Genomic DNA, 14729 nt, shown 5'->3' on the forward strand with positions numbered 1-14729 from the left:
CACGTTCTCCTTGACGACCGCGTTCTCGTGGCGTCAGCTCCGGAGGGAGCGGAAGAACGCCCGTACGTCACCCACCAGCAGCTCCGGCACCTCCATCGCGGGGAAGTGGCCGCCGCGGTCGTAGGAGGTCCACCGCGTGATGTTGTTCGTCAGGTCGGCGACATGGCGCAGCGGGATGAAGTTGTCGCGCGGGAAGTCGGCCAGGGCGGTCGGGACCGTGGACGGCTTGGGCGGCGCCCCCCAGTACGCGGCGTGCGCCCGCTCGTAGTAGATGCGGGCGGACGAGCCCGCCGTGCCGGTGAGCCAGTACAGCATCACGTTCGTGAGCAGCCGGTCCCGGTCGATCGAGTCGGCGCTGTCCGTCCACTCGTGGAACTTCTCGGTGATCCAGGCCAGTTGGCCGACCGGCGAGTCCGTGAGGCCGTACGCCAGTGTCTGCGGGCGCGTCGACTGGATGTCGGCGTACCCCTGGCGTTCGCGGGCGAACTCCCGCGCCCGCTCCCAGGAAGCCACCGCGCGTCTGCCCGCCTCCGGGCTCAGCGCGGCCAGTTCCGCCGCGCTCGGCTCGTGCGCCGCGCCCCCGCCCGGCAGCAGGTTCAGATGTACGCCGACGACCTCGTCCGGCCGGATGCGGCCCAGTTCGCGGGAGATCGCCGCTCCCCAGTCGCCGCCCTGCGTGCCGTACCGCTCGTACCCCAGGCGGGCCATCAGCTCCGCGAACGCCGCCGCCACCCGCTCGTACTCCCAGCCCTTCTCCCGCGTGGGCCCGGAGAGACCGAAGCCGGGGATGCTCGGCAGCACCAGGTGGAACGCGTCGGCGGGGTCGCCGCCGTGCGCGCGGGGGTCGGTGAGCGGGCCCGCCACATCGGTGAACTCGACGATCGAGCCGGGCCAGCCGTGCGTCATGATCAGCGGCGTCGCGTCCGCCTCGGGGGACCTGATGTGGGCGAAGTGGACGGTCGCCCCGTCGATGGTGGTGGTGAACTGCGGCCACCGGTTCAGCTCGGCCTCGGCCGCCCGCCAGTCGTACGTGTGCCGCCAGTGGTGTGCCAGCGCCCGGAGATGACCGAGCGGGACACCGTACGCCCAGCCCGCCCCCGGCAGTTCGTCGGGCCAGCGGGTGCGGTCGAGACGGTCGTGGAGATCGTCCAGCTCGCTCTGCGGGATGTCGATACGGAACGGCTCGATACGGGTGGGGCTCATAGCGGCGCATCGTAATTCCGGCAGCCCAGGCGACCCCACCCATTTCCGTCTTGACCCTCACACTGATGTCAATGTCTGAGCCTGTGGCCATGGACAACCAGCTCTTCGGCTACAGCCCGATCACCGAACGTCCCCCCATCCACTGGCCGGGCGGTGCCCGCGTCGCCTTCTACGTGGGGCTCAACGTCGAGCACTACCAGGTCGACCGCCCCTCCACGAGCATCTTCGCGGGCACCGCCTCCCTGGCGCCGGACCCGCTGAACTACGGCTGGCGCGACTACGGACCCCGGGTCGGCATCTGGCGGCTCGTCGACAGCCTCGACCGGCACCGTGTCCGCGCGAGCGTGATGCTCAACTCCGATGTCGGCAGCCGCTATCCGCAGATCGTCCGCGCGGGCCGCGACCGCGACTGGGCGTGGATCGCGCACGGCAGGAACAACTCCATCTTCCAGGCCGACATGACGCGGGACGAGGAACGCGCCTATCTGACCGAGGTGGTCGACACCATCGAGAGGGACACCGGCCGGCGCCCGCGCGGCTGGCTGGGGCCGGCGCTCACCGAGACCTTCCGGACTCCGGAGCTGCTCGCCGAGCTGGGTCTGGAGTACGTACTGGACTGGTCGAACGACGACCAGCCGTACCGGCTCGACGTACCCGGCATGCTGAGCGTCCCGTACTCCATCGAGGTCAACGACATCAGTCTGTTCGTCGGCAAGAGCCTCGGCGGGCCCGACTTCGTGCGGATCGTCAAGGACCAACTTGATCAGCTCCACGAGGACTCGGCGGACAGCGGCCGGGTGATGTCACTGGTGCTGCACCCGTTCGTCATCGGCCAGCCGTTCCGGCACAAGTACCTGGACCAGGCGCTGGAGCACATCGCGAACCACCCCGGCGTCTGGCTGACGACGAGCGACGAGATCGCCGAGCACTACGCGCGGACGGTCGGGGAGGCAGAGCGGACCGCGCGGGGGTAGCTGCTGGGAGGTCGGGCGCGCAGGGCTGAAGCGCGGAGAAGTCGGTCGCGCCGCGGCCGCGTTCCGCCCTACCGTCACGGTATGGACTTGGACCACGCCCGCGCGCTGTGGAGTGAACTCGCCGGTGTCCCGGTCGAGTTCACCTCTCCCACCGCCGTTGTGACCGCGCCCGGCTCACGGCTCTGCCCGCCGGGATGGGCCGGGATCGTACGGATCGGCGACGCCGCCGTGGTCACCGCTCCACACGCGCGGGGCGCCGAGGCGCTGAGGGCCGCGGTACGGGAGCTGGCGTCCGCGGAGCTGGTCGACCCGGTCCGGCTCGGCGTGGCCCTGAGCGGTACGGGAGCGCCGGTGCTCGACGTGCTGGGGCCCGCCACGCTCTCCTACCTGGACCGGGACGCGTTCGTGCCCGCGCTTCCCGAGGGGGCCGGTACGACCGTCGAGCGGGCGGCGCCCGGCGACCCCGCGCTGACCGCGCTGCTGGCGGGGGCCGGGAAGGGGGACGCGGACGAGAGCGGTCTGGACGAGATCACCTCACCCGCGTTCCTGCTCCGCGAGGCCGCGGGCGGCAGTGCGGCCGAGGACGGCGACGGTGCGGGGAATCGTCCCGGGGACGTGGTGTCGGCGGCCGGTTATGTGACCTGGCCGCGCTCGGTCGCCCATGTGTGCGTCCTGGTCGCCCCGCACCGGCGGGGCCGGCGGCTGGCGGGGATCGTGGCGTCGGCGGCGGTGTCGCACGCGCTCGACGCCGGTCTGCTGCCGCAGTGGCGGGCCCGGCCGTATCCGTCGCGGAGGGTGGCCACGGCCCTCGGTTTCCGGGAGCTGGGCGCTCAGCTCAGCGTGCGGATATAGGTCGTGGCGGGGCGGCCGCCGACCTCGGTCTCGCCGGTGGCCACGAATCCCGTACGGTTCAGCACCGCGCGCGAGGCGAGATTGTCGTGCGTCGTCATCGCGCGCAGCGAGGTCAGCCCGTACGTCTCGGCGGCCAGCACGCAGACCGAGCGGACGGCGTCCGTCGCAAGACCCTTGCCCGCCGCCTTCTCCGCCATCCGGTAACCCAGCTCGGCCGACCCGTCGGCCACGTCGAGGAGATTGAAGCGCCCGATCACCTCGTCCGTCGTACTGCCGTCGCCGCTGACCAGCACATGGAAGTAGTGCAGACCGGCGCCCTGCTCGGTGAGCAGATCGCCGTGCCGGGCGGCGAAATCGGTGAAGTAGGAATCCCCGCGGTCGGAGATCGACGCGGCGAAGTAGGCCCGGTTCTCCTGCTCGAATGCGAGCAGTGCCGGAGCGTGATCGAGTCGGAGCAGTTGCAGTTCGGGCATATACGCACGCTACCCGGCGGCTGCCGGGTCATGGCTCGGGATTTTCGCCTGCGGCGCACGTCAGGGGCGCGCGCCGGGTGGTACGGGGGCGCCCGGCGCCGTATTCGCTGTGACCGCCGATCGCCCGCGAGTACCGTTCCGTCGCGTGACTGCTGACCTCGACCACGACCTCGATGACTTCGATCATGACCTCGCCGAACTGGTCGGAGCGGCGACCCGGCTCGTCGTGGCCCATGCCAGGGGCGACGACCACACCGTGGCCTGCGCGGCCCGTGACCGGGACGGCCGGATCATCACCGGTCTGAACGTGTACCACTTCACCGGCGGCCCCTGCGCCGAGCTGGTGACGATCGGTGCGGCGGCGGCCGTCGGCGCGTACGACCTGAGGACCGTCGTCGCCGTCGGGGACGAGGGCAGGGGGGTGCTGCCGCCGTGCGGGCGCTGCCGGCAGGTGCTGCTGGACTACTTCCCGCGGATCGAGGTCGTCGTGGGGACGGAGGACGGCCTGCGGGCCGTGCCGGTACGGGAGTTGCTGCCGTACGCGTACGAGCGGGGGCCGGACGCCGGGGACCCGGCGAATCCCGCCGGCCCCGGGGACCTCGCATGATGCACGCCGACGAGGTCCCGACCGACGTCACGCTCGTACGCCGGCTGCTGGCCGCGCAGTTCCCGCAGTGGGCCGGGCTGCCCGTCACGCCCTTCCCGTCCGGCGGCACCGTCAACGCCGTGTACCGGCTCGGCGACGACATGGCCGTACGGCTCCCCCGTATCGAGGGCGGCGTCGAGGACCTGGCGAAGGAGCTGCGCTGGCTGCCGTGGCTCGCCCCGCACCTGCCGGTGCCCGTCCCCGCCGTCCTCGGCGCGGGCACACCGGCCGAGGGCTATCCCTGGCCGTGGTCGGTCTACCGCTGGCTCGACGGCGCGAACCCGGAGGCCGGGCAACTGACCCGACCCGCGCTCATGGCGGCGGACCTGGCCGGCCTCGTCATGGCGCTGCGCCGGATCGACCCCACGGACGGGCCGCCCGCCTACCGGGGCGGGCCGCTGTCCGCGCAGGACGACGAGACGCGCGACGCCCTCGGACGGCTCCGCGCACTGGGCGGCGTCATCGACACCGAAGCGGCGGCCGCGGCGTGGGAGGTCTCCCTGCGGGCGCCGGGGTGGGACGGGCCGCCCGTGTGGGTCCACTCCGATCTGATGCCGGGGAATCTCCTGCTGGACAGTGCCGGGAGGGGACGGCTCGGCGGCGTCATCGACTTCGGCACGATGGGAGTGGGCGAACCCGCGTCCGACCTGATCCCCGCGTGGAACCTGCTCCCGGCCGGTGTACGGGACGGCTTCCGCGCTGCCCTGGCCGCGGACGACGCGACGTGGGCGCGGGGCCGCGGCTGGGCGCTTTCGATGGCGCTGATCCAGCTCCCGTACTACCTCCACACGAACCCGGTACTCGCGGTGAACGCGCGGCACGTGATCACGGGGGTTCTGACGGATCACGCGGCGGCGGCGCGGTAGGAATGCCGGAAAGAAAGCCGCCGGCCGCTGTCGATCCGGCCATGTCCCGTTCGACGTCCTGATGTGGGGCGCTTCGCCACACGTGGACAGGACCGGACGAGGAGAACCCATGGATCAGCTGCTGAAAGTCATGAACTTCAGCGTCTCGCGTGACGGAATCGGTGCCGGTGAGCACCAGACCCTCGACAGGCCGTTCGGCCACGTCGATCCCGGGAGGCTGTTCGCCTGGGCCGGCGCCACGGCGAGCTGGCCCATGCGGACCGCCCCCGGCGGCAGCCGCGGCCTCGACGACTACTTCACGCGGGACTTCGCACGCAACATCGGCGCCGAGATCATGGGCCGCAACAAGTTCGGCCCCCAGCGCGGGCCCTGGCAGGACCACGACTGGCGCGGCTGGTGGGGTGACGAGCCCCCGTTCCACACCCCGGTGTTCGTCCTGACCCACCACGAGCGTCCTTCGATCACGCTCTCCGACACCACGTTCCACTTCGTCGACGGCGACCCGGTCACGGTCCTCGAACAGGCGCGGGAGGCGGCGCAGGGCAAGGACGTCCGGCTCGGTGGCGGGGTCACCACCATCCGGGAGTTCCTCGCCGCCGACCTCGTCGACACGATGCACGTGGCGGTCGCACCGGTGGAAGTCGGCTCCGGTCTCCGTCTCTGGGACTCACCCGACGACCTGCTCGACCGGTTCCATCTGGAGGTCGTACCCAGCGCGAGCGGCGTCGCGCACCATCTGTTCTGGCGGAGGTAGCACTCGCCCGCCGCGCGGCGGGCCGGGCAATTATCAGATCCTCTTCCGGATAATCCGCGACGGACCGAATTGTTGCGCTGGTGAGCATGACCGCCAGGCGGTGGGGGTCGCCGTCCTGTCGACACCGGCGGCCTCGCGCAGCGAGCGCATGCTGGCGAGCGGCGAGAGCGAGGCCGAGGCGCTGACCGGCGGCTACCACCTCGCGTTCGGCGTCGGGGCCGGGCTGCTGGTGGCCGCGTTCGTGGTGGCGTTCGCGGTGCTCAGGCCTCGTACTCGGTGAGGTCGATGGAGTAGATGTTCAGCGCGTGGCCGTGCTCGGGGTGCTTCGTCTCACGGTCGAGGACCAGGTCCAGCTTGCGCAGCACGTTCTCGGACTGCTCGTCGCCGAGCCGGTTCACGGCGACGACACGGTCGAGGCCCCGGTCCTGGAGGGCGAACTCCAGCACCGCCTGGGCGGCCTCGGAGGCGTAACCCTGGCCCCAGAACGGGGTGCCGAGCCGCCAGCTGATCTCCACGTCGGGCAGCACCTCGGGCAGTTCGCCGGCCACGGAGAGGCCGACGGAGCCGATGAGTTCGCCGGAGGCGAGCAGCTCGACCGCGAAGAGCCCGAAGCCCTCCTCGTCCCACTCCTCCTCCCAGCACTCGATGTCCTCGGCGGTCTCGTCGAGGTCGCGGACCGAGCCGTCGCCGATCCAGCGCATGACCTCCGGGTCCGAGTTGATCTCGGCCATGGGGGCGAGGTCGTCGTCGGTCCAGCGGCGGAGGAGGAGGCGGGGGGTGCGGATCTCGGTCATGTGCCCATCCTGTCAGGCCGGTCCGGCCGGTCCGGCCCGTCAGACCCCCGTCGGACCCCCGTCAGGAGTGGACGTGTGCGTAGTCGGCGGCGCGCCATGCGGCGCGGAAGGCGCCGTACAGACCTCCGTCGGCCGCCGCCCCGGTCCCCGTGTCCCAGATCCGTACGTGCTCCGGCCCGCCGTCCGGGTCCAGCGGCTGCCAGCCCGGATCCCCGGTCGCGGCGAAGTCCGCCCACGCCCGCACCATGCGGTGCGACAGCTCGTGGTCCTGGGGGAGAGGGGGACCGCCGATGAGGAAGGCGAGTCCGGGGTCGGCGACGGTGCCGAAGGCGAAGGGGACGTCGGCGCAGTGCCAGGGCCGTACGACTCCGCTCTCCGTGACGCGCCGTCTGGCGAAGCGCGACAGATACGTCCGGCCGGTGCCGCCCGAGGCGGCGGCGTGGCGCTCGGCGAACCGGCTGCTGTACTCGGCGAAGGACATGTCGCCGTAAATCGCGAGGTACAGGTCGAGCACCGGCGCGTCGGGCCGCAGCGCCCGGTACGCCGGTACGAGATCACCGGGCAGCCCGAAGTCCTCGGCGAACTGGTCCAGTTGACGGTCCGTCGTGATCCGCTTGCTGCTGCCGACCGCGTCCAGCAACCAGTACTCCTCGGTCGTGTGGCAGACCAGCAGGTCGACATCCGCGCGGTCCGCCGGGTCGACGGCGAGAGGGTCGGCGGGCAGCAGGTCCCCGTCCGCGACCGGGCCGTACAGCACCGGGTCGTAGTGGCGTGCCCCGGCCGCCGGGTCGGCGCGGAAGTCGGCGACGACCTGGTCGGAGGCGCGGACCAGGTCGTACGGGGACGCCGTCGCCAGCGCCTCGGCGGTGGCCGGGACTCCCGCGGCGGCGGCCACGTGGCGCGTGGTCTCGGCGGCCAGCCGGGGCGGGTAGGCCGGGCCGACCAGGCTGTGGGCGACGGCGCGGCGGAACAGCCCGCGCGCCCGGTCCATCACCGTCAGACAGGCGACGGACGACGCCCCCGCCGACTGCCCGGCGACGGTGACGTTGGCCGGGTCGCCGCCGAAGGCCGTGATGTTGTCGCGCACCCACTCCAGGGCGGCGATCTGGTCGAGCAGACCGCGGTTCTCGGGGAGGTCCGAACCGGGGACGCCCGAGCCGGGGACATGGCCGAAGCCCTCGAAGCCGAGGCGGTAGTTGAGGGTGACGACGACCAGTCCGGCGCGGACCAGGGCCGTACCGTCGAAGTCCGGCTGGGCGGAGGCGCCGAAGGTGTACGCGCCACCGTGGATCCAGACGAGCACGGGCCGCGCGGCAGCGCCCTCTTCCTCTCCCTCACGCGTCCAGACGTTGAGGTTCAGCACGTCCTCGTCGCCGGGTGCCCACGCCGGCATGCCGGGAAGCTCCGCCGACTGCGGCGCGATCGGTCCGAAGCCGACGCACTCCCGTACGCCCTGCCAGGCGGACGCGGGCCGGGGCGCCTTGAAGCGGTCGGGGCCGAACGGCGGTGCGGCGTACGGGATCCCGAGCACCGCGACCACGCCGGGGGCGGTCCGGCGGCCTCGCACCCGCCCGTTGGCTGTCGAGAAGAGATGATCCACGCGCGCACTTTATGCGACGGGTTCTGCGCCCTTTTCACCGCCGCGCCCGCCCGGGCCCCCGCCCACACCCCTGTCCCCGCCCCGGTCGCGCACCAGCAGGTCGATGCCGTCCAACATGCGTTCGAGACCGAAGACGAACTCGTGGTCGGGGCTCTCCGGCTCCTCCGGTACGTCCATCACCCCCGCCGCCAGCATCTCCGCGACGGACGGGAAGCGCGCCGGGTCGGCCAGCCTCTGCAGCGTGTGCCCGTATCCGGCGAGTACGGCTTCCGCCGATCTGCCGCTCGCCTCGACGGCGGCGGCCAGGTCCGCCATCAGCGTCGCCTCGTGCCGCACATGGCCGTTGACCATCAGGATCACCGACAGCTTCTCGCTCCAGTCGAGCCGGGTCCCCTCCAGCGCGACCAGCCCCCACTCCCACCAGGCGACCATCCGGGGTGTGGCGGGCGGGCTGGAGATCGGGATACGGAGCGCCCACAGGTTCCGGTAGCAGATCCGGCGCATCTCCCACGCCCACTCGGCCATCGCCGTACGCCAGTCGGTGCCCGGTGCGGGCAGCGCCGGCGGGTCGCCGATGATCGCCTCCTGCATCAGTACGTACAGCTCGTCCTTGGCCGCCACGTACCGGTAGAGCGACATCGGCGAGACACCGAGCTTCTTGGCGATCCGGCCCATCGAGACCGCGGGCAGCCCTTCGGTGGCGGCGATGGTGACGGCCGTGTCGACGATCCGGGCCAGGCTGAGACCGGGCTTGCGCCCCTTCGTCGGGCGCGCCCGCAGTCCCCAGGCGGCTTCGATGCTGGGCGGCAGCCCCGTACCGCCGTCGCCGCGCTCCCCCGCGCGCTCCCCCGTGGTCTCGTCCGCGCTCTCGTCCGCGCTCTCGTCCGTCACGTCCGTGCCTCCGCCTTCCCCCGCTCGTCCTGCCGCTCCGCTTGACGCCATCCTAGTTATGCGTAACCCTTACACATCAAGCGTAAGGGTTACGCATAAGGCGTCAAGCCCATGAAACGCGACGGAGGAGCGGTGGCCATGAGCCCCCAGAGACGAGCCATCAGCGCCATCGGGCTGGAGAAGTCCTACGGGCGCGGGGACGAGCGGGTGAAGGTGCTCGACGGCATCGACCTGTCCGTCGAGCGCGGCACGGTCTTCTCCCTCCTCGGCCCGAACGGCGCCGGCAAGACCACCGCCGTACGGATCCTGGCCACGCTCGCGGACGCGGACGGCGGCGCCGCCCAGGTGGCGGGTTACGACGTACGGACCCAGCGGCGCCAGGTGCGCCGGGCCGTGAGCCTGACCGGCCAGTTCGCCTCGGTCGACGAGAAGCAGACCGGCGAGGAGAACCTGCGCATGATGGCGCGCCTCCACGGCCTGTCACGCGCGGACGCGCGCCGCCGGGCCGCGGACCTGCTGGAGCGGTTCGACCTCACCTCCGCGGGGCGGCGGCTCACCCACACGTACTCGGGCGGGATGCGGCGGCGGCTCGATCTGGCCGCCGGGCTGGTCGGCGAGCCGGAGGTCGTCTTCCTCGACGAGCCGACGACCGGGCTCGACCCGCGCAGCCGGCAGGAGCTGTGGCAGGTGGTGCGCGAGCTGTCGGCGGGCGGCTCCACGGTCTTCCTCACCACCCAGTACCTGGAGGAGGCGGACCGGTTGGCGGACCGTATCGCCGTACTCGACGGCGGCCGGCTGGTCGCCGAGGGCACGGCGCGGGAGCTGAAGGCCCGGGTCTCCGGACACCGTCTCGACCTGGTGGTCGCCGACGCGGCGGCGTACGAACGCCTCGCGCCGCTCGCCGTACGGCGCTCCCCCGACACACTCACGCTCGGTCTGCCGACGGACGGCACGGCGACGCGGGTACGGGCGCTGCTGGACGAGGTCGATCCGGCGCGCCGCGACGTCGTGAGCTTCGCGGTGCACAGCGTGACGCTGGACGACGTGTTCCTGGCCCTGACGGGCCGGGGCGCAGCCCGTACACCCGGGAACGACCCCCTGACCACCGAGGAGCCGACCCATGTCTGACACGGCGACGTCCGACACCGCGACGACGGCCCCGGCGGGCCGGGCGCTGAACAACACCCTTGTCATGACGGGCCGTTCGATCCGGCTGAGCAGCCGCAACGTCGACGCCGTCTTCACCTCGCTCATGCTGCCGGTCATGCTGATGCTGATCTTCGTCTACCTCTTCGGCGGCGCCATCGACACCGGCACGGGCGGGCCGTACGTCTCCTACGTCGTGCCCGGTGTCCTGCTGCTCTGCGCCGGTTTCGGCTCCTCCGGCACGGCGGTGAGCGTCAACGAGGACATGAAGGGCGGCATCGTCGACCGCCTCCGCTCGCTCGATGTCGGCGGCACGGCGATCCTGGCCGGCCATGTCGCTTCGAGCACCGTCCGCAACGTCGTCTCGACGGTCCTGGTCCTCGGTGTGGCCCTGCTGATCGGCTTCCGCCCCACCCCGACCCTCCCGGCCGCCCTCGCGGCGGCGGGCCTGCTGCTCGCCTTCATCCTTGCGATCTCCTGGCTGGCGGCGGCGGTGGGTCTGCTCACCAAGTCCCCGGAGGCGGCGGGCTCCTTCTCGTTCTTCATGATGTTCCTGACCTACCCGAGCAGCACGTTCGCCCCGATCGCGGCGATGCCGTCCTGGCTCCACGGCTTCGCGTACAACCAGCCGGTCACCCCCGTGATCGAATCCCTCCGCGGCCTCCTCCTGAACGAACCGGTGGGCTCGGACCCATGGGTGGCGCTGGCCTGGTGCGCGGGGATTCTGCTGGTGGCGGTGGGTGTCTCGGGCCGGCTGTTCAGGATCCGGACGGCGTGAGAGGGCCCGGCACCGGGGCGTGAGCCGGGGTCACCGCCCGCCCCGCTCAGAACACGTCCGGGCACCAGGGGCGGCGTGAGGTGCGGAACAGGGTGTCCGTGCGGGACGCCGCGTCCGGCTTGTCCTCCGTCACCGTGCCCAGTGCCGCCAGCCGGACCGCCGATTCGTCGCCCAGGTAGAGCGCGCCCAACTCCCTCACGTCCAGCGTCAGATCGGGCGACTGCGTCGTCGGGGCGCAGGTCGTGCCCGTGGGGGTCGCGTCCAGGCGGAAGCGGCCCGAGGCGAGGGACGCGCGGTCGTGGATGTCCAGGACCAGGGTGCCGGAGGCCGCGTACGTACGGGATTCCAGCGCGCGTACGGTGTCGAGGATCCGCACCCACAAGAAGTCCGCCTGGGTGACGATCCTGGCCGCGCGGGGGTCCGGGAGGAAGAAGGGGACCAGGTCGTCGGGGGCGCGGTGGCCGGTGCGGACCGTGGTGATCCAGTCGATCGAGCAGACGTAACGCCACAGCGCGCGCTCCGCCGCCGTCGTCACGGCGATCGCGTCGAGCACCGTCGCCGTGTTCAGCGGCTGCTTGGCGTCGCCCCACACCTCGTCCGCCCGGTACGTCAGCAGGCCCTCCACCTCGCCCGACGCCGAGCGGTACACCGCGTAGAACGGCTCGGTCCACGGTGCGCCGTGCGAGGTCGCCGTGCCCGTGTGGACCCGCCACCAGCGCTCGTTGCGGCTGATCACGCCGTGCCTCAGGGAGCGCAGCCGGTCGTGCAGTTCGGGTCCCAGCTTCAGCACGTCATCGCCGTCGACCAGGTCGACCCGGCCGCCGTCGTCCGGCCGGCCGGACGCGCGCGGGTCGAGGCCGGAGCGCGGCACGTCGATCGACCAGTCGGTGATCCAGGCGGCCGGGCCGAAGCCGTACCGCCCGTAGATCGGGTACTCCGCCGCGATCAGCGTGGACACGACGTCGCCGCGCTCCTTCGCCTCCGCCAGATCGTCGTTGATCATCCGGCTGAGCAGCCCGCGGCGGCGGTGCGTGGCCGAGACCGTGACGTTGGAGATCGCGCTGGACGGCAGCGGGGCGCCGCCGACGGCGGTCAGCTCCTGCGGGAAGGTGCGGTACGTCGCCACACAGCGGCCCTCGTCGAACGCGCCCCGAATACGGCGCGTGTCCATGTACGCGGCGCGGTCCGCGATGTCCTCCTCGCTCACCGCGGGCGGCCTGAGGAAGCCGGTGTTCAGGGCGCGGAGCCAGGCGGGGAAGTCGGATTCGCTGATCACGCGGACGTCGATGGCCATACTCGTACGCTAAACACAGGCGGGGCGGAAAGTCCTGCGGATTTCCGCCGCCCGCCGCGACCCGCCGCCGCCCGCCGCGACCCGCCGCCCCCCGCGGCTCGGCGCTCGCAGCAGGCCGAAAGGGCGAGCGGTCAGAACGCCGCGCGCACCCGGCCGACCTCCGCGTCGCCCCCCAGCAACGGCGCCCGGCCGATCCGCTTCAGCACCGGTCCCTCGACCCCCAGCAGCCCCAACGCCCGTGCCAGCACCGGCCCCAGCGCGCGCAGGCCGCCGTCGTCCACCTTGAACGCCAGCGCGCGGCCGTCCTCCAGCGCCACCGCCTGCACCGCCTCCGCGCCCATCTTCGACAGCGCGCCCGGCACCTCGCGCATCAGCCAGGTGTCGGCCCTGCGCGTGCCGGCGACGTACGACGGATGCGCCCGCATCGCGTCCGCCACCCGGCGTTCGGCCGAGCCCGGCTCGGCGAGGACGAAGTGGCGGAAGGAGCGGGCGAGTCCGGTGAGGCTGATGGCCATCAGCGGGGCGCCGCAGCCGTCCGTACCGACCGCCGCGACCCGCTCCCCCGACGTCTCCTCGACCACCGTGGCCACGAGCCGCTGCAACGGGTGGGACGGCTCCAGATACGTGTCCAGCGGCCAGTCGTTGCGCACACAGGCCGCGAGCATCGCCGCGTGCTTGCCGGAGCAGTTCATGGTGACGCGGTCCCGGATGCGCCCCGCCGCCAGATACGCCTCGGCCTCGACCCGGTCCAGCGGCAGGTCGGCCGGATTCAGCAGATCGTCCGCCGTCAGTCCGGACTCGGCGAGCATCTTCTGCACGAGGGCGAGGTGGAAGTCCTCGCCGGAGTGGCTCGCCGCCGCCAACGCCAGCCGCTCACCCGACAGTTCGGCCCCGGCGCGCAGCACGGCGGCGGCCTGGAGGGGCTTGTTGCTGGAGCGCGGGAAGACCGGCACGTCCGGGTCGCCGAGCGCGAACTCCACGCTGCCGTCGGCCGCGAGCAGCACCAGCGAGCCGCGGTGCCTGCCCTCCACGAAGCCGGACCGCACGATCTCCGCGAGGACCGGGGACCGGGTGGCGGCATCCGTCGCCACCCCGCTCGCCACGGTGGTGGACGTGGCCGCCCCGGTCGTGGGCGTCGTCGTCCTGCGAGTCGTCATCAACGGGCCTTCCGGGCGGGGACCGCTCCGGAAGGCAGCCACGGCGTTACGTGAGCAGGTCGTCTACTTGTGCTTCGCCTTCACGGTACCTGCGGGCGATCTCCGCGCTGCAATCGTCCGCCGTCCGCTGGAGATCGTGCCGGCGCTTCGAAATCTGCTGCTCATGGCGGACCAGCCGGCCCATCGCGGCCCGCAACTCCTCATCCGTACGGGCTTCCAGGTCGGAGAGCTCCACCTCGGCGAGCGCCTCGGCGGCCAGCAGCCGGAACTCCTCGTTCCGCGGTGTGGAAAGAGTCACATGCCGGGCGGAGGACCGGTGGAGCGACGGAGTGTCGGCCAGGATCTCGGAGAGCCGGTCCACGACGGGCGTCTCGGGCGCCGACCGGCGCGCCAACTCGGCCCGCAGGATGTCGATCCGGCCCTGGAGCAGCCGGCGCAGATAGCTGAGGTCGGCCTCGTCGCGCGTGGCGTCCCGGCGCAGGGCGCGCAACTCGGGGAGCCGCAGGGCGTTTTCACCGCCCGTGGCCCGCTGTGCGGGGGGCCGGACCGTCGCCGCACCGGCACTCGCTCCGGCGCCCTCGCCGGACGCCGTACTGCCGATGATCGGTACAGGACCGGGCGACTGCCCGGCACCATATGTGCTCATGCGTGCTTACTTCCCCTCGCTCCGCCTGCGTGCATCGTGCCACTCCTGCACGTGCACCTGCAGGCGATCTGCACCCGTTCGGCCCTGGATGGGCGCCGGACGGGACCCGAACAGGGCCCGGACAGGGACCGGATAGGTTGGCCGTATGCGAGCAGTGGTGCAGAGGGTCGACGGCGCGAGCGTCGCCGTGGTGACGGATTCGGATATCGAGACGGTCGGCGAGATCGTCGGCGAGGGACTGTGTGTGCTGGTGGGAATCGCCCACGGGGACACGAGGGAGAAAGCGGCCCAACTGGCCCGCAAACTATGGACGCTGCGGATCCTGGAAGGCGAGAAGTCCTGTTCCGAGGCGAACGCCCCGCTCCTGGTGATTTCGCAGTTCACTCTCTACGGGGACGCCCGCAAGGGCCGCCGCCCCACGTGGAACGCGGCGGCGCCGGGCGAGGTGGCCGAACCGCTGGTGGGCGAGGTCGTGGCGCGGCTGCGTGAACTGGGGGCGACCGTCGGGACGGGCCGGTTCGGAGCGGACATGCGCGTCTCGCTCACGAACCACGGCCCGTTCACGGTGCAGTTGGAGATGTGAGCCCCGGGCGCCGGGCACCCGGGACCAGGGCGGCGGTACGCGGGACCGGAGCGGCGCTACGCGGCACCCGGG

The 14729-nt window shown here is 72.3% G+C and carries 17 protein-coding genes; 9 read left to right on the top strand and 8 right to left on the bottom strand.

Going from position 1 to position 14729, the window contains the following annotated elements; translation table 11 throughout:
* Positions 1-33: 33 nt before the first annotated feature.
* On the bottom strand, positions 34-1203 hold the full coding sequence (locus tag SSPS47_RS14790) for an epoxide hydrolase family protein (RefSeq protein WP_164251534.1): 1170 nt from the start codon (positions 1201-1203) through the stop codon (positions 34-36).
* A gap of 71 nt (positions 1204-1274) precedes the next feature.
* Between SSPS47_RS14790 and SSPS47_RS14795 the strand changes: the two genes are divergently transcribed.
* Together SSPS47_RS14795 and SSPS47_RS14800 are read left to right on the top strand one after the other, a co-directional pair.
* Complete coding sequence (locus SSPS47_RS14795; protein WP_239064915.1) at positions 1275-2177, top strand: polysaccharide deacetylase family protein; 903 nt, start codon at positions 1275-1277, stop codon at positions 2175-2177.
* A gap of 81 nt (positions 2178-2258) precedes the next feature.
* On the top strand, positions 2259-3029 hold the full coding sequence (locus SSPS47_RS14800; protein ID WP_164251535.1) for a GNAT family N-acetyltransferase: 771 nt from the start codon (positions 2259-2261) through the stop codon (positions 3027-3029).
* Here the strand turns inward: SSPS47_RS14800 and SSPS47_RS14805 are convergent.
* Positions 3008-3502: a GNAT family N-acetyltransferase gene (locus tag SSPS47_RS14805; protein WP_147876612.1), complete on the bottom strand. Its 495-nt coding sequence runs from the start codon at positions 3500-3502 to the stop codon at positions 3008-3010. The two genes, SSPS47_RS14800 and SSPS47_RS14805, sit on opposite strands and share 22 nt — an antisense overlap.
* A gap of 199 nt (positions 3503-3701) precedes the next feature.
* Here SSPS47_RS14805 and SSPS47_RS14810 point away from each other — a divergent pair, with 199 nt between their 5' ends.
* The 4 genes from SSPS47_RS14810 to SSPS47_RS14825 all read left to right on the top strand — a co-directional run bounded on the left by SSPS47_RS14810 (position 3702) and on the right by SSPS47_RS14825 (position 6048).
* The gene (locus SSPS47_RS14810) at positions 3702-4109 is read left to right on the top strand and encodes a cytidine deaminase (protein ID WP_203558076.1); all 408 of its coding nucleotides are present in this window, start codon (positions 3702-3704) and stop codon (positions 4107-4109) included.
* Complete coding sequence (locus SSPS47_RS14815) at positions 4109-5014, top strand: aminoglycoside phosphotransferase family protein (RefSeq protein WP_164254590.1); 906 nt, start codon at positions 4109-4111, stop codon at positions 5012-5014. Before SSPS47_RS14810 ends, SSPS47_RS14815 begins: the two co-directional genes overlap by 1 nt.
* Positions 5015-5123: 109 nt before the next feature.
* Positions 5124-5768 (top strand): dihydrofolate reductase family protein, encoded by a 645-nt coding sequence (locus SSPS47_RS14820; protein ID WP_164251537.1) that lies wholly within the window; start codon positions 5124-5126, stop codon positions 5766-5768.
* Positions 5769-5868: 100 nt separating this feature from the next.
* Positions 5869-6048, top strand: a complete 180-nt coding sequence (locus SSPS47_RS14825) for a hypothetical protein (protein ID WP_343234884.1) — start codon at positions 5869-5871, stop codon at positions 6046-6048.
* Here the strand turns inward: SSPS47_RS14825 and SSPS47_RS14830 are convergent.
* The 3 genes from SSPS47_RS14830 to SSPS47_RS14840 form a co-directional block, all read right to left on the bottom strand.
* Positions 6029-6562: a GNAT family N-acetyltransferase gene (locus tag SSPS47_RS14830; RefSeq protein WP_164251538.1), complete on the bottom strand. Its 534-nt coding sequence runs from the start codon at positions 6560-6562 to the stop codon at positions 6029-6031. The two genes, SSPS47_RS14825 and SSPS47_RS14830, sit on opposite strands and share 20 nt — an antisense overlap.
* A 61-nt stretch (positions 6563-6623) precedes the next feature.
* On the bottom strand, positions 6624-8162 hold the full coding sequence (locus tag SSPS47_RS14835; RefSeq protein WP_164251539.1) for a carboxylesterase family protein: 1539 nt from the start codon (positions 8160-8162) through the stop codon (positions 6624-6626).
* Between the two features lie 9 nt (positions 8163-8171).
* Positions 8172-8972 carry a TetR/AcrR family transcriptional regulator gene (locus SSPS47_RS14840; RefSeq protein ID WP_239065270.1) on the bottom strand — a complete coding sequence of 267 codons (801 nt, stop codon included), beginning with the start codon at positions 8970-8972 and terminating at the stop codon, positions 8172-8174.
* A gap of 219 nt (positions 8973-9191) precedes the next feature.
* Here SSPS47_RS14840 and SSPS47_RS14845 point away from each other — a divergent pair, with 219 nt between their 5' ends.
* Positions 9192-10181, top strand: coding sequence for an ATP-binding cassette domain-containing protein (locus SSPS47_RS14845; RefSeq protein WP_164251541.1), 990 nt, complete (start codon positions 9192-9194; stop codon positions 10179-10181).
* Positions 10182-10245: 64 nt separating this feature from the next.
* On the top strand, positions 10246-10977 hold the full coding sequence (locus tag SSPS47_RS14850; RefSeq protein ID WP_164254591.1) for an ABC transporter permease: 732 nt from the start codon (positions 10246-10248) through the stop codon (positions 10975-10977).
* Positions 10978-11023: 46 nt separating this feature from the next.
* Here SSPS47_RS14850 and SSPS47_RS14855 read toward each other — a convergent pair whose 3' ends face one another.
* The 3 genes from SSPS47_RS14855 to SSPS47_RS14865 all read right to left on the bottom strand — a co-directional run bounded on the left by SSPS47_RS14855 (position 11024) and on the right by SSPS47_RS14865 (position 14074).
* Complete coding sequence (locus tag SSPS47_RS14855; RefSeq protein WP_164251542.1) at positions 11024-12271, bottom strand: GNAT family N-acetyltransferase; 1248 nt, start codon at positions 12269-12271, stop codon at positions 11024-11026.
* Positions 12272-12402: 131 nt separating this feature from the next.
* Complete coding sequence (locus SSPS47_RS14860) at positions 12403-13428, bottom strand: asparaginase (RefSeq protein WP_164251543.1); 1026 nt, start codon at positions 13426-13428, stop codon at positions 12403-12405.
* Between the two features lie 46 nt (positions 13429-13474).
* A complete protein-coding gene (locus tag SSPS47_RS14865) occupies positions 13475-14074 on the bottom strand; it encodes an ABC transporter substrate-binding protein (protein ID WP_164251544.1) in 600 nt (199 codons plus the stop codon).
* Between the two features lie 145 nt (positions 14075-14219).
* Between SSPS47_RS14865 and dtd the strand changes: the two genes are divergently transcribed.
* Complete coding sequence (gene dtd, locus SSPS47_RS14870; protein ID WP_164251545.1) at positions 14220-14657, top strand: D-aminoacyl-tRNA deacylase; 438 nt, start codon at positions 14220-14222, stop codon at positions 14655-14657.
* Positions 14658-14729 lie beyond the last annotated feature (72 nt).

Origin of the sequence: Streptomyces sp. S4.7 (assembly GCF_010384365.1) — a bacterium.
Classification (GTDB): Bacteria; Actinomycetota; Actinomycetes; order Streptomycetales; family Streptomycetaceae; genus Streptomyces.